This is a genomic window from Lewinella cohaerens DSM 23179 (assembly GCF_000379805.1).
GTDB lineage: Bacteria > Bacteroidota > Bacteroidia > Chitinophagales > Saprospiraceae > Lewinella > Lewinella cohaerens.
The window spans coordinates 208,060-230,013 of sequence record NZ_KB903587.1; the positions used below are offsets into that span (position 1 = coordinate 208,060).

At 45.6% G+C, this 21,954-nt stretch carries 11 protein-coding genes; 1 reads left to right on the forward strand and 10 read right to left on the reverse strand.

What is annotated here, in order from left to right; genetic code table 11:
* Positions 1-23: 23 nt before the first annotated feature.
* The 10 genes from A3EU_RS0125300 to A3EU_RS0125350 all read right to left on the reverse strand — a co-directional run bounded on the left by A3EU_RS0125300 (position 24) and on the right by A3EU_RS0125350 (position 13,404).
* Positions 24-1,169 carry a hypothetical protein gene (locus tag A3EU_RS0125300; RefSeq protein WP_020538991.1) on the reverse strand — a complete coding sequence of 382 codons (1,146 nt, stop codon included), beginning with the start codon at positions 1,167-1,169 and terminating at the stop codon, positions 24-26.
* Positions 1,170-1,358: 189 nt separating this feature from the next.
* Positions 1,359-4,250: a TonB-dependent receptor gene (locus tag A3EU_RS0125305; RefSeq protein ID WP_020538992.1), complete on the reverse strand. Its 2,892-nt coding sequence runs from the start codon at positions 4,248-4,250 to the stop codon at positions 1,359-1,361.
* A 349-nt stretch (positions 4,251-4,599) separates the two neighbouring features.
* The gene (locus A3EU_RS33290; protein WP_020538993.1) at positions 4,600-7,644 is read right to left on the reverse strand and encodes a T9SS type A sorting domain-containing protein; all 3,045 of its coding nucleotides are present in this window, start codon (positions 7,642-7,644) and stop codon (positions 4,600-4,602) included.
* A gap of 170 nt (positions 7,645-7,814) precedes the next feature.
* Entirely contained in the window at positions 7,815-8,420 is a 606-nt protein-coding gene (locus A3EU_RS0125315; protein ID WP_020538994.1) for a cation diffusion facilitator family transporter, read from the reverse strand.
* 99 nt (positions 8,421-8,519) lie between these two features.
* Positions 8,520-9,458, reverse strand: a complete 939-nt coding sequence (locus A3EU_RS0125320; RefSeq protein ID WP_044086796.1) for a sterol desaturase family protein — start codon at positions 9,456-9,458, stop codon at positions 8,520-8,522.
* A gap of 218 nt (positions 9,459-9,676) precedes the next feature.
* The gene (locus A3EU_RS0125325; RefSeq protein WP_020538996.1) at positions 9,677-10,561 is read right to left on the reverse strand and encodes a carbon-nitrogen hydrolase; all 885 of its coding nucleotides are present in this window, start codon (positions 10,559-10,561) and stop codon (positions 9,677-9,679) included.
* Between the two features lie 343 nt (positions 10,562-10,904).
* Complete coding sequence (gene trpS / locus A3EU_RS0125335) at positions 10,905-11,906, reverse strand: tryptophan--tRNA ligase (protein ID WP_026211584.1); 1,002 nt, start codon at positions 11,904-11,906, stop codon at positions 10,905-10,907.
* A gap of 156 nt (positions 11,907-12,062) precedes the next feature.
* Positions 12,063-12,446, reverse strand: coding sequence for a Rid family detoxifying hydrolase (locus tag A3EU_RS0125340; protein ID WP_020538998.1), 384 nt, complete (start codon positions 12,444-12,446; stop codon positions 12,063-12,065).
* A gap of 149 nt (positions 12,447-12,595) precedes the next feature.
* Positions 12,596-12,790, reverse strand: a complete 195-nt coding sequence (gene rpmF, locus A3EU_RS0125345; RefSeq protein ID WP_020538999.1) for a 50S ribosomal protein L32 — start codon at positions 12,788-12,790, stop codon at positions 12,596-12,598.
* A gap of 80 nt (positions 12,791-12,870) precedes the next feature.
* Positions 12,871-13,404 (reverse strand): YceD family protein, encoded by a 534-nt coding sequence (locus A3EU_RS0125350; RefSeq protein WP_020539000.1) that lies wholly within the window; start codon positions 13,402-13,404, stop codon positions 12,871-12,873.
* 365 nt (positions 13,405-13,769) lie between these two features.
* On the opposite strand from A3EU_RS0125350, the gene A3EU_RS0125355 reads away from it, so the two are divergent.
* Positions 13,770-21,899 carry a T9SS type B sorting domain-containing protein gene (locus A3EU_RS0125355; RefSeq protein ID WP_020539001.1) on the forward strand — a complete coding sequence of 2,710 codons (8,130 nt, stop codon included), beginning with the start codon at positions 13,770-13,772 and terminating at the stop codon, positions 21,897-21,899.
* The last annotated feature ends 55 nt before the right edge of the window (positions 21,900-21,954 follow it).

Genomic DNA, 21,954 nt, shown 5'->3' on the forward strand with positions numbered 1-21,954 from the left:
ACCTACTTAACCCTTACACCACCTTAAATCCCCGTCAATGCTTGCATGATGTAAACCAGTACAATACTGATAATGAGGCCGAAGGAAACCTTCGCCAAATCCATGCCTACCATTCGGAAAGTGCCTTTGAGTGAAATTTCTTGTTGTTTTGCTTCGAGATAGAAGACAAAACCGCGGATAGCGATAGCAGCAGCAAACAGTAAAATAAGAGCATCGCTAACATCCTTTTGCAAATACACTACTACTCCGATCAACACAATCAACAGCACGTTGAGGCTCATGCCTATGTACTTTAAACCAGCAGAGAGTGAACCAGGTGCTTTTTCTTTGCTCAACAGGTAACGAATAGCAATTTCGCGGCCAGCCAAAAGACCTAAGAATACCCAGGTCGTAGACATAGGAACATTGCTGTACTGCTTGAAAAACAAGAGTACTAGCGCATACAAAAAATCTATCAAGGTAGCTGAGCGAATATCGACCGTATTGGTTTTGGCTTTTACAATTTCCTGAATGCTTCCTCCTCGGGAATAGAAAATGTAACCAAGCATGAGTAAAAGTACCGTTAACGATATACCGATCTCCGCCGCGCTTAAGGCGCGAGGGAGATAAACATAAATATTTGCAAAATCCTGAATCAACCATTGGCCCCATAAGAAACCTGTGGATGACCATTGGAGTATCGTCCAAACACGTTTTTCTTTAGCAGAAATAGGATTTTCGATAAAACGCTTATCCAATAAACGGGTGATGACCTGCCATACCAGAATTGCAAGTGCAAAAGCCAGTACATAGCCTAGCAAAGACTTCATCGTCATATCCATCAAGCCTTTGGGCTTGAAAAAAGTAAGAATCAGAAAGGAAGTGCTCACTGGAATTCCTGTCCGTGTCAAAACCATCAATACCAGTGGTGGCAAGAGGTATGGCCAAGACATATCTGCGATGAAAGGATATTTCTCAAGACGACCATAGCTTACATCACCACCATATTGTTGCCAACCATAGAGCAAGGTAAAGGCGAGAATACTACCTGCAAACAACCACAGTACATACCAAGGCCGCTCTTCATTAGAAGAAAGGAACGTTCCCAGGGTTTGTATCGAGTCATTACCTACAACAGAATAACCAGCCAGAATAAAGCCGAACCACATGATAATAAACGTAGGATCCATTTGAGGTACTTGGTACTTAGTACAGGGTACTAGGTAAGTGGATGATGCAGCAAATATATTAATTTGCGGGGGTAAGCCTGTCCTCTGGTGTTAAGCCAGTGTTAAGTTTACAAATAAACGCCCTGCGGCTAGCCGCAGGGCGTTAGTGATTACGATTAAGTAACCTAGTGCTTCTTTAGTACGGTGATCTTACATGCTGTAAGAAACGCCGAAGCTGAATTCAATTCCGCGCTTGTAGTTTTGGAAAACATACTCCTGACCTTTAAAGTCGGAATAGCGGCGGAAATCAGGATTCAAAAGGTTTCGAGCCCGGAAGGTCGTTTTGAAACCGCTTATTTTTTTACTCAATGAGAAGTCTAATTGACCACGACCTTTCTCAAAGATATCAGGTGTACCTACTGCACCAACAGAGGCAAGGCGATCGTCGAAATAGTTGTATGCCAAAATACCGTCCCATCCTTTCTCTGCATTGGTGTAGCTCAGGTTTAGGTTGGCAACGATAGGTGACTGGCCAGCAAACTGGCGCTCACACTCAAAATCAGGATCAACATCACGGCTAAGCTCACACTCAAGCTCATCAATCGTAACAGAACTGTTGATATAAGCCAAGTTTGCACTAATATTGAATTCTTCTAAAGTCGGTGTAATGAAGTCAAGGTTCTTACGAACTTCAATCTCTGCACCGTACAATTCTCCTGATTCCGTATTCTCCCAAGTAAACTGAGGGTTACCTGCAAAACGGTAAGTCGATACGATAGGGTCTGTGAACTTCTTGTAGAAAGCACTTACTGCCAGTACTTCACCTGCATTAGGGAATACTTCGTAACGCAAATCCAGGTTGGTGATGTTTGTAATCGTCAGGTCAGGGTTACCAAACAAGGTAGGCTCACCAATCGCTCCGAATGAACCGAAGGGCGCAACTTCCCGCATATTAGGGCGAGCAATAGTTTGGGTGGCACTTGCACGTAGATTTGAGTTATCAGATACGGCATACACCAAGTTCAAAGCTGGCAATAAGGAGAAAGTATCAATAATTGCTTGGTTCCGTTCGATACGATCAAAATCAGGTGAGTCTTTTGCTAGTTCCGAACCAACAACATCACTTTCAACTTCGATATTCGTTTGCTCAGCACGAGCGCCTGCAATTACTTTTAGTTTACCAAACTCCAAAGTCGTCATCAGGTAACCAGCAGCAATATCGTATTTGCCGATATAACTGTTGCTCAATAGCGAGTTGTCTATGAGGTATACGCCAACAACATTACTACCTGGCTCACCACCAATGACGCCGATATTATCAGAGCCAAAGTAAGTACCTGCATTACCTTCTGATTCACCAAACGTTAGTCCGTCACGCTGGCCATAGATATACTGTACTTCGTTGAAGTCACGTTCCTTGGTATTGTAGAGACCACCGAATTTGATGCTATTGCCTTTTGCCTTTTTCTGTAGAAAAGGAACAGTGATATCCAATTTCCCTTGGTAGGTATCATCGGTAAGATCACGCCAAAAGCGAGTAGGCAGGGTAAACTGTGATTCGTTAATATCAAATCGATCTTGATCAAAGCCATAAGCGAAGAAACGCAAGTCTGGCTCGTTTTGCTCAGAGTCAACGTAATTCGCTGCCCATTCGATGCGGGTTTTATTTAATCCCACAAGGGTATGTTCACCGCTAACAACGTAGCTGACAAGCTCTCTTTGTAACAAACTTTGCGTTTGTGAAGAGAAGAAATTCCCTTCACCACCAATACCGTAATCATCATAATCACCAACCAACTCGCGTCCAGTAAGAAACGATTGGTGGCTGTATATGCTGTAAACATTTATCGCATTGGAACTGTTGGGGCGGAAAGAAAGCCCTAGCATACCATTTACTGTTGGCGACTCTTCACTCTTGGCTTCGGTAAGGCCAAAGTTAGCGATCAACTGGTCTTCACCAGGAGAAGCAAAGTAGCTAGCGTTCGTTCCGTTCTTAAATTGCGTAAAATCTTTTGAGTAGCTCCCTGTCGCAAAAACACCCAATTTGGCATTTCCACCAAATTCGAATTGATTTCCTACGCTAAAGCTAAGGCTGTGATCAATACCTGCATCCATAACTACAGGCTGCATATCGTGCTCTAGTGAACGGATACCTTTATCCAGAAATCCGGCAATCTCATCATCTCTGCGGGCCTCACGGGCTGCACTACGTTCGAAAGCTCCAAGCTCACGAGCGGCAGGATCAATAATAGCAGATGGGATATCTGCACTTCCATCCAGAAAACCTAGGCCATCAATACCAGGATTAGAGTAGCCCAAGAAATCTTCCGTCAAATTGTTCTGTGAATTGTAGGCTGCTGAAGCAGAAACAGACCAAGTGAAACGCTCAGGTAAAGCTTTCAGCTTAATGTTTACACTACCTCCGGTAAAATCACCAGGAAGATCTGGTGTAAAAGTTTTGGAGGTTACAATATTATCAAGGATACTGGTTGGAATAAGATCCAACTGTGCGCTATTGCGGTAAGGGTCAATTGAAGGCAAACGCAAGCCGTTAAGGGTCGTCGCAGAGTAGCGATCACCCAGACCACGTACATATACATACTTGCCATCAACAATTGTGGTACCTGTTACTTTCGTCAAGGCAGCAGCAGCATCTCCTGCACCAAGGCGAGAGATTTCCGCAGCAGAAATGATATCCTGTACCTTGTCCGCTTTCTTACGCAGCATAAGTACTGCGTTCTCGCTACGCTCCAAGGCTTTTTCTACCACTACAATTTCTTCCAGGTCAATCCCCCCTTCTTCCGCAGAGAGGATGATATCTACGACTGTGGTTTCGTTGGCCACTACCACTGCTTCTACCTTGGTATCAGGATAACCGATGTAGCTGGCAACAAGCGTGTAGGTGCCCGGAACAATCTGGAAAGAGAATTTCCCATCGATGTAATCAGATTGTCCACCAATAGAGGTTCCTTCGGCGAGGACGTTGGCTCCGTAAAGGATTTCTCCTTCGGAATCATAAATGGTGCCCGTAATTGCACCCTTTTGAGCTTGCAGGCTTAACGCTAAGAACAAGCTAATAATTAAGATAAATGCGTTTCGCATTGGAATAGTAAATTTTGCACTAGTTACTAAATCAAAGACAGCTTCGTGCCTTTTTTACACTAAGCTTCCGCAAAGGTCGATGATTAGCTTAAACTAGGTGTTAAATATTTTTCAGTAGTGTTAACTTTACGTAAACGACAATACTTATTACTAGAATTCAAAAAAATAGCCAAACAATATTCCGAACTACCTCATTATGAGTCCTTAAGAATTCTATAGCTATTGCTAAAAAATGAAATTCTTTGGGTTAAAACAACAATCTCCCCCACCCAAAAAGGATGGAGGAGATCATATATAAGCTTAGATATGTGAATTATACCACACTTCTACTAAGCTATCAAGATACAGATTAATGGCTCACAACCAACTTCTGCAAGAGCTGTGTTCCTTCTGCTTCCAATACAATTACATATACCCCTTGAGGAAGTACACGAGTATTGATGGTTACCGCCTGAGGGCCATCATTTAGACGCTCATTAGACATAACAGTCATAACAGAACGACCAAGTGCGTCCACTACAGAGATGTTTACGCTAGCAGCGGCAGGTAGCTCGAAAGTAACCATGGTCTGCTGATTTGCAGGATTAGGAACAGGAGCATCCAAAAGGAAGCCGTTACCAAACTGAGTATTCACGCCAGTAGTAAGATCTACAACACCGTACTCATTCATCGCTGTCCAGCCTAGGTACCAAGGAGTACCAAAAGGACCATTACCCGGAGCAAAAGCACCGTAGTAAGCAACATCCTCAAAGAAGTCATCAGAAGTTCCTACTGCACCAGAAGCAGCTGGCTGGCCATACTGAGGGCGTGGGTCAATAGCACCACTACGGTCCATGTTTTGTAAAACAGGATCTTCAATGACGTTACCATTTGTGGTAAAAGTAGCAGCAACAGTAGCAGAGCTACCATCAACGATTACTTCGTCGGTATCTACGGCTACGAACAGGTCAGCATCAGTAGTTCCTGCACCAAATCCGAAAAAGAAGTTATTGTTGAATGCCAAGTCGCCAGCTTGTAGACGATCAAAGGCATCAACACCATCACGGTCCTCAATTGCTATGGCAATTCCAGGAAAATCAGTGAAGATGGAGTTGTTGTAGAATCCACCAGCGTTGTCACGCATCAGGATAGCGAAATCATCTGCATCGCCACCAGGCAGGTTCGTTACATCTGCACCTAAACCGATATAAGTAGCATTATAGATAGTTGGCTGGCTGAAAGGAGCCTGGTTGTCAGGGCTAGCACCATCATGCTCACCAGCACGGCCGGTAGAATTATCAGGGTTCTGAACAGAGAACCAGAATTGACCACGACCGCGGTAACCGAAGTCATAATCAAAGGCATCGTCACCACAACCAGAAACGGCTGCGTGCTTAACATCTACAGTTCCACCAAAGAACTCAATACCATCATCAAGGTTAGCGATAACTTCGATGTAGTCAATTTCTGTACCTGATCCTACACCACCAAGGGTAAGACCGTTGATCTCATCACCAGGAGCAAGAGCTGCACCACCGTGACGGATAGAAACATAACGTAGAACACCACTATTGTCGGCATCATCAGGAGTGTCACCACCACCAAAAGCAGTACGTGGTTCAACAGTAATACCTTCGATGTTATCAGCACCACCTGGGCGAGCAATAGTAGCGTTACCAAGGATGATTAAACCACCCCATTCGCCACGATCTTCGATAAGGAAATCCTCTGAATCGTTTAGATCATCATCAGCAGCAGTAAAAATAATTGGGTCAGCAGAAGTACCGTTGGCAAAGATTTGTGCGCCTTGAGTAATGATCAAGCCAGAAGTGTTGTCACCAGTAGTGATTAGGTTAGCCTCTTGGCCACGAATCACCGTACCAGCTTCGATGTTTAGCACACCACCTTCTTCCAAGAATACAAGACCATCAAGGATATAACACTGGTCAGAAGTCCAGTTGTAAGTATTATCACCCTGGAGGTCTGCATCAGTGATAATGTTACAGTCAAACTGGTCGATAGGTGTTACTAGGTCTCCTAAGTAACCATAAGCATCAAGTGCTGTCCAACCGTTCAACCACAATTCATTGTTACCAAAAGCGCCACGGTAACTAACCTGCTGGAAGAAACTATCTCCACCAGTAGGGTTACCACCCAAATCTGGGCTACCAGCATTCAAGCGTGGATCAAGGCCACCATTTGGTGTACGACTGATGCCCGCAAGCGTAGGATCGACAAATGTATTGTTAGCAGCAGAAAGATTAGCGGCTACATCTGAAGAAGAAGCAACTTGGGCTTCGTTCTGATCAACAGCCGTAAATAATGCAGCAGCATCGCTACCAGCACCAAAGTCAAACCAAGTGTTATTGGCAAAAGCCAAATCGCCAGCTTGAAGACGTTCGAAAGAACTCTCTGTATCACGATCTTCAACCGCCAAACCAACAGATGGGAAGCCAGTGAAGATAGAATTGTTGTAGAAGCCACCTGCGTTATCGCGCATCAAAATGCCGAAATCATCCGCATCACCACCAGAACCGGTAGCACCATTTCCAATACCAATGTAAGTAGCATTGTAAATAGTAGGCTGACTGAATGGAGCTTGGTTATCAGGGCTAGCACCATCATGCTCACCAGCACGGCCGGTAGAGTATTCAGCACTCTGAAGAGAGAACCAGAATTGTCCCTTACCACGGTAACCAAAATCATAATCGTAAGAATCATCACCACAGAAAGAAACAGCAGCGTGCTTTACGTCTACGGTACCTCCAAACCACTCGATACCATCATCAAGGTTGGCGAATACTTCTACGAAGTCAATTTCAGTACCTGATCCTACACCACCAAGGGTGAGGCCGTTAATTTCGTCACCAGGAGCCAAGGCAGCACCACCGTGGCGAATAGATACGTAACGTAGAACACCACTATTATCAGTATCATCCGGAGTGTCACCACCACCAAATGTGGTACGTGGTTCAACTGTAATACCTTCGATGTTGTCCATACCACCAGGGCGAGCAACAGTACCGTAACCAAGGATGATCAGACCACCCCACTCACCACGATCTTGTGCAGTGAAATCACCTGCATCGGCAATATCATCATCTTCAGCAGTAAAGATAATAGGCTGATCAGCCGTTCCTTCTGCATAAATTTGAGCACCACGGGCAATGATCAATGCAGAAGCGTTATCTCCCACATTAGGTTTAGCACGAACTACTGTCCCTGCTTCGATGTTCAGGCGACCGCCTTCTTCAAGAAAAACAAGACCATCTAATACATAAGTATTGTCATTGGTCCAGTTGTAAGTTTGCCCAGCTTCTAAATCAGTATCTGTGATATCTACCACAGTCTGTGCTGAAANCGAAAGAACTGACATGATTGCCAGTGCGAATAAAATGTAGAGCTTACCGTTCATTAGTGCAGCTATTAGTTTGATTAATTCGCCGCAAAACTACCCGCGCTACCTTAACTACGGTTTAAACTGCCTTTAATTTATTGTAAATAAAACACTAAGTAGAAATTCAAGTAGACAGCAAAAAACACACAAACAACTAAAATGCAATAACTTAGGGCGTAAACTAAAGATTAAGTACGTTCAGAAGACTCCATAATATTCCAATAGCCATCCAAAAGAAAAAATATTGCTACAATACCTAATAAGCAAGCGGTGAAAAAAGCTACTGCTATATCTAACCAATACCAACCAGTGATATGTGTAATTAATAAAACAACTGCCAAGCTACCGGAGAGAACAGGAAACAAAGACCCCGTAAGCCTACGGCTCAATGCAGAGAAGTGCTCTTCTTTGAATTGGATCAACAACCGGGATAGTAAAATCAAACCTCCAAAACCTAGCACAATAACGGGTAGTGCCTCACTGGTTAACACCGGGCTTCCTTCCTGCCATCGTATATAGGATTCATTCATCAGCAAGCCACACAATAAGAGTACAAAAAAGCTATTGAGCAATTGTGCTAATAATTGCCATTTACGAATAGGTTTCAAACAAAAAAACAGCAGGATAATCGTAAGAATAAGCTGAAGGATACCCTGGCCAAATACCAAAACAGACCCTGTCAATTGGCTAAACTGCCATTGCACCAGCGTAAGTAATATGGAGGCAATAGCAAAAACGAAAATCAACAGAACAGAGGGGCGAACGGAGGGTGGAGTAGTTAACGTAGATTTCACAAGTGGCTGTTTTAACTGAAAATGGTGGCCAGTGATAAGATTCTCTGACCACCATTACAGCAAAAATGGTGAATTGCTATGAACTAAAAGTTAAGAATGCTACTTTTCGTCTTTTGACCGCCGAATTTGGGTATTTAACAAACTGGTGGGCTTGGCTTCTTTGCTACCATAATAATGATCCTTATCCATAGTCATGTTCGGGCCACCAAAAAGGATGCGCCACCATGCTCTGGGGGTACGATAAGTAGCCATATCCTTGAAGATCGCTACCCATTCATGGAAAACCAGCCATACAGGGTTGTAACTATTTACCTGCGTGAGGATCCCATAGCTCACTTTTTCTTCTTCTCCCTGAAAAGTGCCAAATATTCTATCCCAGATAATCAAGGTAGAGCCATAGTTCTTATCAAGGTACTTGTCATTGGTGCCATGGTGTACTCGGTGGTGACTAGGCGTAACAAAGATATACTCAATCGGGCGAGGCATTTTCTTGATCAACTCCGTGTGTATCCAAAACTGGTACAAAACCTCTATTTGGTTAGCGATGAAGAACACTACCGGGTGAAAACCCATCAGCGCAACAGGAATAAAAAAGATAATCTTCAAATGCTGTGTCCAGGATAACCGGAAGCCAACAGTGAAGTTGTATTGCTCAGAATTATGGTGCGTCACGTGAGTAGCCCACCACATACGCTGTTCGTGTGCTATCCTATGCGCCCAGTAGCGACAAAAGTCTATTGCAAGCATGCAAAGGATATAAGACCACCAGGTTGGAGGAATAAACCAAGGCACAACGTTGTAGAAATAAAGAATAATTCCGAAAGTCAGTGTTTTAACCAAGGCACTGACACCAATATTACCAACTCCAATGATAAAAGCCGAGAAGCCGTCTTTACCATCATAATCCTGTTTGAGTTCACGGGTTCGGATATACCACTCCAAAAAAACTAAAAAAAACATGACAGGTGCTGCCCAGATAATCAGCGGCGGCAAATCCATTGATAGTATTTGCTCTACTGTGAAAATTGGTTTTTCCATAATAAGTTTACAATTGCGAATTTCTTTAAAAAACAGCCATAAAGTATCCATCTTAAATTGGCTAGCAATAAAAGGTAAATGGCTTTAACGGAACATGAATTTCATGATGAAGTTGCAAGATAAGACCTAGTTGGCGAAAATTCGCTGCAAAACGAGACCTTTCTTTCACTTATTTACAGGACACAGCGCATATAAACACCTCGTTTAAAAGTAGTAAATCAATCAATATAGCGTCTAAGCAAGCCCTGATAAGCGTCAATTCGCCGGTCGCGAAAATAAGGCCAAATACGGCGTATGTCCTCCGTTCGTTGGCGGTCAACTGTGATAACCTTATTAATTTCTTCGCTCGCCGGAGCAGTGAATAAAAGTTCGCCTTGTGGGCCAGCTACAAAGCTTTGTCCCCAAAACTGTATACCGTTGGTTTGCCCCGATGGATCAGGTTCAAAACCCGTGCGATTGACCGCGACTACGGGCAGCCCATTGGCAATTGCATGTCCACGCTGAATAGTTTGCCATGCCTCGAATTGACGCTGCTGTTCTGCTGGTTCATCCGTACTTTCGTAACCGATAGCGGTAGAGTAAATAAGAAGTTCTGCCCCTGCCAGTGCCATTAGGCGAGCGGCTTCAGGATACCATTGATCCCAACAGACCAGTACCCCCAAGCGGCCGACAGACGTATCGATCGGTTCAAAGCCCAGGTCACCAGGCGTAAAGTAGAACTTCTCGTAATAAGCAGGATCATCGGGGATGTGCATTTTGCGATAAATGCCAGCAATACTACCATCCTTTTCCAGTACCACTGCAGTATTATGATAAAGGCCGGGTGCTCTTTTCTCAAAGAGTGACAAAACAAGCACTATCCCTAATTCCTTGGCAAGTGCTCCAAAAGTGTTCGTGCTTGGGCCAGGAATTGTCTCTCCTTGATCAAAGACGACCGTCTCTTCTGTTTGGCAAAAATACAGACCACAATGCAGTTCTTGGAGTACAACTAATTCGGCCCCTTCGGCCACACATTGACGTACCCCTGCTTCACTTTTTACAACATTAGCCGCACGATCATCCGTGTTCGCCTGTTGAACAATACCTACCTTAAGTGTTGACATGATTTTATGTATCGCTTTTGCCTGGCAAAGGTACAAAAACAATTACGGCTTCTTCCGGGCGGAAGAAGCCGTAAATAAACATTGAGAGAGAAATTCGAACGCTAAATTTACTGGAGTTTAGTTGGTGACTTAGTCACCTAAAAGTGGTTCGAGATTTCTATTAATACATCATCTGCTACAAATGTAGGGAGATACTCAGCGCTTATCTACCCCATAAATGGGGGGTGTAGTGTTAAAGTTCTTAACGTAAGGCATAATTTAAGGGTGTAAAAGTGTAAGGGGGTAAAGGGTTATTCCTGGTGGTACGACAAGTTGAACTACTTGTTCTGAAAAACTTCTACCCTTAGAACCTCACATTAGCCAACCCCACCAAGTCTTTCACCTCTTTAACCGTTTGTTGTGCGCGCTTGCGAATTTCGGTGCTACTGGCCTTGATTTGGTTTTTTACTGCTTTTTTATCGGCCTGTAGCTCGGCTTTTCGTTCACGTATTGGGGTGCTGATAGCGACCAGGGCCTCCCCTACTGCTTCCTTTAGATCGACGTATTTCAGAGCGCCAGCAGCATAATCAGTTTGCAAGCTGTTATAGGCTTCAATATTATCAGCAGCCTTTAGCAGGCTAAAAAGGTTTTCTACACCTGGGCTCATCGTTCCTGCGGGAGTGTCTCCGGTATCGGTTACCGCAGAGCGGATTTGCTTTCGAATCCGTGCAGGGTCGGCAAACAGATCAATATTATGTTTATCCCCTTTGCTCGCGCTCATTTTCATCGTAGGGTCAGCAGTAGACATGACCTTTGGGATCTCTGTGTACAGTGGCTCAGGGAGTTCAAAGTACTCCTTACCGATAATGTTATTGAAACGCTGAGCAATGTTACGAGTAAGCTCCAGGTGTTGTTCCTGGTCTTTACCAACAGGTACTTTCGTAGCCCGATAGATGAGGATATCTGCAGCTTGCAAAACAGGATAGGTATACAAACCTACACTGATAAACCCTTCTGACTTATCGGCACTTTGGGAGCTTTTGTCCTTAAACTGCGTCATGCGGGTCAATTGCCCATAGCTTGAAAAGCAATTCAAAATCCAGTTCAGCTCGGTATGCTCTGGGACCATGGATTGAATAAAAAGGTTCTCAGGTTTAATCCCGACAGCCAACAGGTTGAAGATGAGCTCCCAGCTATTTTGGCGTAATTTCTGGGGCTGAAAAGGCATGGTCATTGCGTGATAGTCTACCACACAATAAAGGCAATCATGTTCCTCTTGCAATCGCATCCAGTTTTGGATAGCTCCAAAGTAACGACCAAAATGAAGATTCCCCGTGGGCTGGATACCCGATAAAATCGTGCTCATAATTAACTTGGTACAAAAATTAAGACCCTAACAGTATCAAGGAGTGTTAGAGCTTGTTTGGAAATAAGGAAGCGTTAACTTTGTTTCTTCCTTTGATTTGGAGTAATTGTTTTTCACCAAATAAAACTTCTAAACAAACTCTTATCTCAAATGATGTTACTTCATCGCAGCCATCAGCGAGATTTCAATATTTACGAACTTAGGCAAGTTAGCGACCTCTACCAATTCGCGAGCCGGAGCTGTATCCTCATTGAAGTAAGTGGCATAAACAGCATTGATACGGCTGTAGTTGTTCATATCACTTACAAAAACAGAACATTTGAGTACATCCTCGTACGTCAGACCTGCCTCTTTCAAAATAGCTTGCAGGTTTTTCATCACTTGATGGGTTTCTTCTTCGATAGTTCGGGTAAGCAACTCTCCGCTAGCAGGGTCAATCGCAATTTGACCAGAAACATAAAGCGTACCATTGTGGGCAGTAGCTTGGTTATAAGGGCCTACCGGAGAGGGAGCATTGGTGGTATTGATAATGGTTTTCATAAAATCTTATATTTTGTTAAGCTGGTATTAGCTAGACGACTAAAGCTCCTAACCTGAACAATGACAGGTAGGAGCTCTGAATATTTTAAGCGAAACAGCGATGCTTTGCTTTGCAAAACAATACACTGCCCCGATAGGCAGCACCGCCTCTAGTCGAGTTCTGGGGCCTTAATTAAAACCTTACCGCGGTAATAAGTATTACCCTCAGCATCAGAATAAGACCGGTGACGTAGGTGGCTCTCACCAGTAACTTTACATGTAGCTACGTGAGGTACGTCAGCTTTGTAGTGAGTACGACGCTTGCGCTTGCGCTGCTTGGAAATTCTACTTTTAGGATGTGCCATTTCTCTTGTTTTTATCGGCTTTGCCCAAACTCGTCGGGCAACTTCTTATATGGTTCAGTAATAAAGACGGATGAGAGCTTTTACTCTTTATTCCAGTCCTTGAAAGCATCCCTAAATGGGTTGCTTGGGTTTTCTTCCGCTTCATCATCTCCTGTACCTTCCAAACGATCTAACGTATCAAAGTCACAGGGAGGATTTTCATCCTCTTCACAGGCGTATACTTGGATGATAGGTAAGCCCAACAGCACATACTCGTAAGCATATTGTGCCAAACTCCATTTAGATGTTTCTAATGGAATATAGACCACGTCTTCATCATCTACGGTATCTTCGGCTTCTCCATATTTCACCAATAATCGGTTTTCACCAGTTATTGGCAAGTTTATCGGAACCAGGCAACGATCACAAGTAGACTTGACCCATCCTGTAAAAGAAAAGTCGAGTACCAGCAAGCGAGGCCGTTTATCCATGGTCACTTTCAGCTCAACTTTACCTTCTTCAACAGGACAATCCGGGAAAGCCCGAAAAAAATCATGATCAACCAGAAAGTCAAACTCGTGTAAGCCATCACCTAAACCTTTGAGCGGGAGAATGTACGGTTGGAGCGAATCCATAGCCTTGTCTACTTTTAGACCTTAAGACACCCGCGCATCTCAAAGCTGTATTTTTAAAGCGGCTGCAAAGATAAGGCTTTAGATTATATTTTTGCGCCTTTCTAACAAAAAAATATAATCAGAATAAAGTTCGTCGTCATTTGTGTTAATTAAAGTTCTATTAATGCAGAATTCCCCTGAACAAATCATTTAGTTCTTTAATTTTGCGACTTTGTGTTACTACTCTATTCCGGTTTACTACTCAAACTCATAAAACCCCGAGCTTACTTGGGATTTATAAAGCGACCGCCTCTACACCGTTGCCGTGCCAATAAGGGAATCCCTCGGGAAGCCCTCTTGTTACAAACCGCTAAAATGCTGATTGCATGATATTTCTGCGTACTATTTTTCTCGTTCTGTTGACAACCTTTTCTCTAAATGTTATCAACAGCCAGACTGTCCTTTTTTCGGAAGACTTTGAGCCCATGGCTGGGCCCGAATACAATGGGGCTACGACAGGAACGAGTGCAGAGGGCTATACTTGGAATACCAGTTGCCCTGACTGTATACCTACAGGTGATTTCTTTGAAACTCGCCTAGGGCAAATGCGTGGTAATGATACCAATGGACCAGCATTCTTCACAGCCAATGGTATTGATGCTACAGGTTGCCTACTAGTAACTTTTCAGTTTGACTATAACTCAATAGGTTATAGCGGTTCAGGAAATTTAGAATGTGCTGACGAATGTGCCTTTAGCGGACCTCCTGGATGTAGTGGCGACCCTGCAGATGCGATCTCAAATTCGGATTGCAACAACTGCTGGGACTTTCTTGCTTGGGAAATTAATACAGGAAGTGTAAGTGATGACAATGTGGTCTTAGGCCTCGATTGTAACGCGGCAGCCTCAGGCTCGGCAGAATCTGACCCTCTTTGTGTCAATCAACCCGGAGCCGACCCTAGCAATGTTAACATCGTCATTACCATGTCGATGTGGGCAACTAACGAATGGATGGAAATTGACAATATTACCATTCTTTGCTACACTGAGCAGGAAGCCAACGATAATGGCATTCCTATCCCTGCTGTTTGTGCCAACTGCATGGTCAGCATTGATGATGTAATGACCGTAGACCTTACCTGTAGCGATAGCGATGATGGCGAGATCATCATAGATGCAACAGGAAGCAGCCTCAGTGGCGACCTGGAGTACTCCATAGATAATGGTAGCAATTTTCAGCCGTCTGGAACTTTTACTGGTTTGATGGCGGGTACTTATGATATCGTTGTACAAGATGATGCCGACAGCGGGTGTTTTGCAACGACCAGTGTAACAATCAATGCACCACCACCGCTAACGATCAATCCGCCCTCTCCACTTATCGTTTGCTACAGCCTCTTCCCTCCTGACGGAGAAATTCTAAACCTGGATGATATTCTCGATGAGATCACCAACTTTGATCCTTCGGTTACCGTCAACTGGTTTTTCGACATGGCAGGAAGTAGCCCCCTCGACCCAACTGACCCTGGCGACCTCTTTACGATCATCAGCAATTTTCAAACAACGGTCTATGCTTCCATTTCCGATGGCAGCTGTGAGAGTAATATCGTTCCTGTTTCTATCGACCTTAACGAATATCCTGACCCTGATGATGGGATGCTCATGGAATGCCCAGCCAGTAACGGGATGGCTACTTTTACACCCAGCGATGCCGATGGGCAAATTACCGGCGGTGACCCCGATTGGACGGTCACTTATCACAATAACCCAACCGATGCAGCTAACGGTGATTCTCCTATTATTGGTGATGTGACCACCGCCAGCGACCTTACTCTCTACGCTAGTGTTCAGAGTAGTGCAGGCTGTATTGCAGTTGCTGAACTCGAATTAATTGTAGACAGCGGCGCTACCCCCGAGGACGCCAGCCTTGAAGCTTGTGATGATGGTTCCGGGCAGGGAACTTTTGACCTGACGGAGGCAGAAAGTACCATCTTGAATGGTCAGCCGGGAACAGTTATTTTTTATGAAGATTTGGGTCTCAATACTGAAATTTTTACGCCGACCAATTACACTTCCAATGCAGGAAGCGTTTACGCTGTCATTGATGATGGAAGTGGCTGTATTTCCGCACCTTCTGAGGTAACTCTTAACTTGATTACGATTGACCCCAATGATTTATTCCTGTCTTTCTCACCTTCCAGTGCTTGTGGCGATGCCATCATTGCTGTGACGATCAACACCCCTGCCGACCCACCTGGCAGCTACACCTTTGATGTAAGCTATGGCCCCGTAAGCTCGGGCGTCAATAACAATATTACCCTTGTAGGTATGGATGGTGCCACTAACTTCAATCTTGGCATTAGCGAAAGCCACATTTTTGTCCTGAATAGTGTTACCGGCCCAGGGCCTGCTTTCTGCGAAGTCATCTTCTCCCCCGGCGAAGAATATATCATCGATATCGAAGACGCCCCCGATGCTTTTCCAGCCAGTATCACAGCCTGTGGGAATGCTTTTGGAGAAGGAACCTTCGATCTAACTTCATTAGAAGACATCATCAATGATTTTTCTGGCAATCCTGTAGAATTCTACGAAGACCTAGCGCTTAATAATTTGATAAACAATCCGGGGAGTTATGTTTCCGGACCAGCAATCATCTATGCCGTTGTTGATGGCGGCGGAGGCTGTTTTTCCGACCCCGTAGAAGTGACCTTGCTCATTGATGAAATGCCCAACCCTGTAGACATCAGCCTCGATATTACCAATAGTTGTAACCCTGAAAATGTTACCCTTACCTTTTCCTTACCTAATGGTGGCGCTTATGATTTTGACCTCCTCATTACCGATGGTGGAGGCACTACTGTTTCCTCTAACACTGGTATCACTAACCTTGACCAGTTGACTTTTTCCGTAACGGAAACAACCACCTTTAGTATTGATGAAATCACCTCCAGCTTTGGATGTACGTTCACGCTGGTGCCCGGTCCTTCCGAGACAATTACCATTGGGACCGCAGCTATCGCCAATACAGCAAGTCTGGAAGCTTGTGACGACGGAAGTGGACAAGCAACCTTCGACCTAACACTAGCCGACGATACCGTTAATGGAAACTCAGGTGAAACCGTGCTTTGGTTTACCGACCAAGCCGGCAATAATCCCATCACGCCATCTAACAGCTACACCAGTGGTGATGACATTATTTATGCCGCTATCGACGATGGTAACTGTATTTCCGAAACCGCAGAAGTCACCCTGACTGTACTCGACCAGCCGGAGGCTACCATAAACATGGACAGCCCCATAAGCTGTAACAGTGCAGCAGATGGAGAACTCTCGGTTACCGTTACCGGGCCGATGCCCTACACCTTTGACTGGAACGATAATACTTATGACGGCCAACAGGTGCTGACGAACCTTTCGCCCGGTTTTTATGCCCTCACTTTTACCGATGGAAACGGTTGTGAGGCTTTTGCCGATATCGACCTCGTGGCTCCTGCCGTACTTGACCTCGTATGCATGGTCGTCAATGACGAGACTTCTGCCGGTGCGAACGATGGAGAGGCCAGCTTTGACATCAGCGGTGGCAGCCCATTGTATGATGCTGTACTTACCGGCCCAACCAATGCCAACTTAATGGACTTGAGCCCTGACAGCTACGTGTTTAGCAATCTGGCTCCCGGTGACTATACCATCACCATCACTGATGACAATGGTTGTATGACGGATTGTATGTTCACCATCCAAGCTACCACTTGTGTCCTCAACTTTTCACTAGACCCTATCGATGTAAGCTGTAACGGTGCCGATGATGGAAGCATCAGTGTTATCATCAATGATGGGGTTCCTAATTACCAATACGACTGGTCGGACGATCAATACGACGGACTAGATCAGTTAAATGGCCTTGCTCCTGGCATGTACACCCTTACCATCACAGATATGGGTGGCTGCACTTTTGAACAAACCGCTACGATTGCCGAACCTACTGTTCTCACCCTTGATTGTCGCGCTAATGCGATGGGGCAAGGCAGTGGCCCCGGAAGTTATACCTTTACTTATGATGGAGGTACTCCTTTTTACTTATTGGATTTAGCAGGACCTGTGAATATTAACTTTACTGAAAACAACGCAGGTTTTTGGGATACGGCCGTCTTGCCGCCCGGTGCCTATACCTTTACCCTTACGGATGATAATGGCTGTAGCCAAAGTTGTTCTTTTACCATTGATCCGACATGTGACCTCAGCCTTAACCTTACGGGTAATGATCCCCTTTGTGCAGGAGCAGCAAACGGCACCCTCAACCTTGAGATCACCGGTACGCAAACGATCACCGCGATCGACTGGAACGATGACAACTTGGATGGGTTGACCACTGCCAACAACCTACTGGCAGGTACTTATGATGTCACCGTCGTTGATCAATTGGGCTGTGTAGAAATGGCAACCATTACCCTTACAGACCCTGCGGCTTACGCCGTCAACTGTGCAGCGACGAACCTGCCTTCTGGACCTGCGGCTACGGATGGCGCATTGACCATTACCGTCAATGACGGCCCTGGCGGCCCCTATACCGTTGCTTATGATGACGGCGCCGGAAACGCTGGTACGATTATGGAAAATGCCATGCCGCCCAACAGTTTCACACAAAACAACCTTCCTCCAGGCGTTTACCAAATTACGGTAACAAACCTTGATGGGTGTACGACAACCTGTAGCGTTGATTTACAAGTACCTCCCTGTTCGATAAGCCTCAGCCAAAACGGTACTCCTCCGACTTGTAGTGACAGTGCCGATGGTTCCGTGACGGTGACGCCCGATGATGGAACACCTAGCTATACTTTCAACTGGAGTGACGACACCTTTGATGGGATGGACACCGCTACGGGGCTTACTCCCGGTACTTCTCTTAGTGTAACCGTTACTGACGGCGCCGGTTGTATTGGAACCTTGAGTTTCATCGTGCCCGGCCCACCGGCAATTGTGCTCGATTGCTCGGCAACGACCAACCCGAGTAACGCAGGAGCCACAGACGGTAGTATCAACCTCGCTGTCAGTGGCGGCATGGCGCCATACACCATCACCTGGACTGGCCCGACGAACGGTTCTGGCAACCTCGCAACAGCCGGCAACTTCCTCATTGACAACCTTGGAACAGGTACTTATACGATCACGGTAGAAGACGACGCCGGATGTACCACAAGCTGTATGGCGACCCTCAGTGCTGCAACTTGCGATCTCGCGTTGGATTTACAAGGCACCAACCCAGACTGTGCCAGTTCAGCAACTGGAAGCCTGGATTTATTTATAGATAGCAGCTTCCCTATCGTGAGTATCGACTGGAATGTCGATGCTTTTGATGGTACAGAAGATCATACCAACGTTGCTGCGGGATTATACGAAGTAACGGTTACCGATGCAGCAGGGTGTATAGAGACAACGAGCCTCACATTGGTTGACCCACCAGCGGTTTTCCTGAATTGCTCACAGCTTACGCAGCCTACAACGCCCCTTAGTACCGATGGAGGTGTGGATGTGATCCTCTCGGGAGGAAGCTTTCCTTACACCGTCAGCTGGGATGGCCCCGTAATGGGAATGGCCACCGTCAATACGCCGGGGACTTTTTCGATAACAGACCTGAGTGTTGGTTCTTATACCATCACGGTAGAAGATAGCAACGGCTGCCAGGAAACTTGCAGCTTTACCTTAACAGACAGCAACACCTGTAATTTCAGCATCGTCCTCTCAGGTACCGACCCTAGCTGTAATGGTCTTATGGATGGCGCGATTGGTATTCAATTGAATAACGGTACTCCGGATTACACCTTTGCATGGAGTGATAGTTCGCTCGACAGCCAAGGCCCTACCGGTGACCAAACCGGATTGGGAGCAGGCATGTACAGCGTCACCGTGACCGATGCTGCAGGCTGTGAAGCCATTGCAATGACCACTTTAGCGGATGGCCAAGCCAACCCAACGGTAACCAGTGGAGTGGGCACAATTATTTGTGCGGATAGTTGTTATGCTTTACCGCTGAGCTTTGTAGGAACTGCGCCATTTGATCTCTCTTATCAGATCAATTTTGGTGGCAACACAAGCAGCCTGCAACAGACGTTTAACCAAACCGAAGATAGCCTGATTATTTGCCCAGCCAATGAAAGTATTCCGGCTGGCGATTTTGAAGTAGTGCTTACCTTACTCGAAGGTGCTACCTGCCAAAGCACGCTGACTGACACGACTACCTTTAGTTATCTACCTCCGGCTGTTGGTGACCTAAGCACGGCTATCTGCTTGGAAGACTCCATTACTGTTGGTACAGAAGTTTTTGATGTAAATAACGCGAGCGGCCAAGTGGTTTTAGCCAATGCTGCAAGCAGCGGCTGTGACAGTACGGTGATTGTAAACCTAAGCTTCTTCCCAGCGAGTACGCTCTTGATCGAAGACAACATCTGTCTGGGAGATACAGTGACTTACGGAGGAGAAGAATTCTTTGTAGGCAACAGCAGTGGCGTCGTAGTATTGGATAACGCCAGCAGCAATGGCTGTGATTCAACCATTACCGTTAACCTTACAGAACTGGCTACAGGGATCAACAACATCAATGACGACCTGTGTGCGGGCGATACCCTAATTATTGCTGGAGAGATATTCGATGAAAATCGACTCGTAGATATTTTGGAATTACCTGACCAGGCGGCTAATGGCTGTGATTCATTGATTGTTGTTACGCTTAACCTGATTCCATTGGTGCCTAATCCGCTCAATGCTATTCTCTGCCTGGGCGATTCACTGATGGTAGGTGATAGCATTTTACGCGACCCAGGCCTTTACGACATAATCATCCCTAACGGATCAAGTAGCGGTTGTGATTCGCTTGTTCAGGTTGATCTCGATTTCCACCCGGTGGCGGAGAGCTTGCTAGAAGGTACTTTTTGTGCTGGCGAAGAGGTAATGATCGGGGATAGCCTATTCAATGCAACCAACGCCAGCGGCATGGTTGTGTTACCTGCGGCCAGCACCAACGGATGTGACTCAACGGTCGTTGTTGATTTAACCTTCCTTCCAGGCAGCCTCAACGACCTGGACACTTTACTCTGTTTCGGCGAAAGCCTGACCATTGGTGGCCAAACCTTTGATGCACTAAACAATAATGGCATCGTTATCCTTGAAAATGAGGCCGCCAATGGTTGTGACTCAACTATTCTTGTCACAGCTACTTTCCGGCCGGAATTATCCGCCAGCCTGGGAGCAGACACCGTAATTTGTAGCAACCAGGCACTCCCTGCTTCTTTCACCTTGGTGGGCAATGATCAATTTGATGTTTCCCTTTCCGTGTCTACCGGCTTCAACTTGATGCTGGATGATTTGAACGAAGGCACTTACGACATTAATGTAGGCATGGGCAATGGCAATGATATCGTCATTAATCTCGATGCCGTGACCAGCGCTAGTGGCTGCCCGGTAACGATTGAAGACGACCAGCGCCTGATCCGTTCTAGCAACCTGGACATTGATGTGGCTATTACAAACAGCAGTGGAGGAACTGGCATCAGTTGTGCCGGTCAGCAAGACGGTATTCTGACGGTGGATATATTGTCGGGTATTGGCCCATTCTCCTATGCGTGGAATACGACGGCGACTTCCTCTAGTATTAACAATCTTCCTGCGGGGATGTATTCCGTGACCGTGACCGACTTGCCGGGCTGTAGCCAAGTAGCCGATATCGAAATTACGGCACCAACGCCTATTGAAACTTCCCTTTTCGGTGCTTCAGCAGGTTGTTTTGGTAGTAATACCGGAAGCATTACCATAGATACTGTCTTTGGTGGCAGTCCTCCTTACGAATATAGCCTGGACAATGAGTTCTTTAGTGGCTTGGGAGCCTTCCCTACCCTACTGCCTGACTTGATGGCCGGTAGCTACACCGTATATATTCAGGATGCCAATGATTGTCAGATCATGGTAAATACTGGCGTTCCAGAAGGGCAGTTGCTGCAATTAGAACTAGGTGGGGATGAGACCATCCAGCTAGGTGACAGCATATTGATAGATCCTATTATTGACTTCACTCCTACCTCGTGGCAATGGACACCGACGGAAGGGCTTAATCAGCCGGATACCTTTATTACCTATGCCGCACCGACGGAAACTACCATTTACCAACTAGAACTGTGGGATGCGAATGGCTGTACGGTTAGTGATATCAAACGCATCTTCGTGGAGCAAGATGTCAATGTCTACATTCCTTCTGCATTTTCACCCAATGATGATGGCTCGAATGATATTCTAATGATTTTTGCGGATCAAACAGTCGCTGAAATCGAAATGTTCCAGATATTCGATCGCTGGGGCAACCAAGTCTATATTCAGGGCCCTTTCCAACCCAACGACCCACTCTACGGCTGGGACGGCAAGCTGAATGGTGAGGAGATGAACCCTGCGGTCTTTGTTTATTTCGCCGAGATCCGGCTGATTACTGGTGAGGTGATTGTGCTGAAGGGGGATGTGGTGCTACTGAGGTAGCTAGATGTGGTACAGATGCTAGTGCTAATCAAGTCTTTTCAGGAGGGGGTGGTGT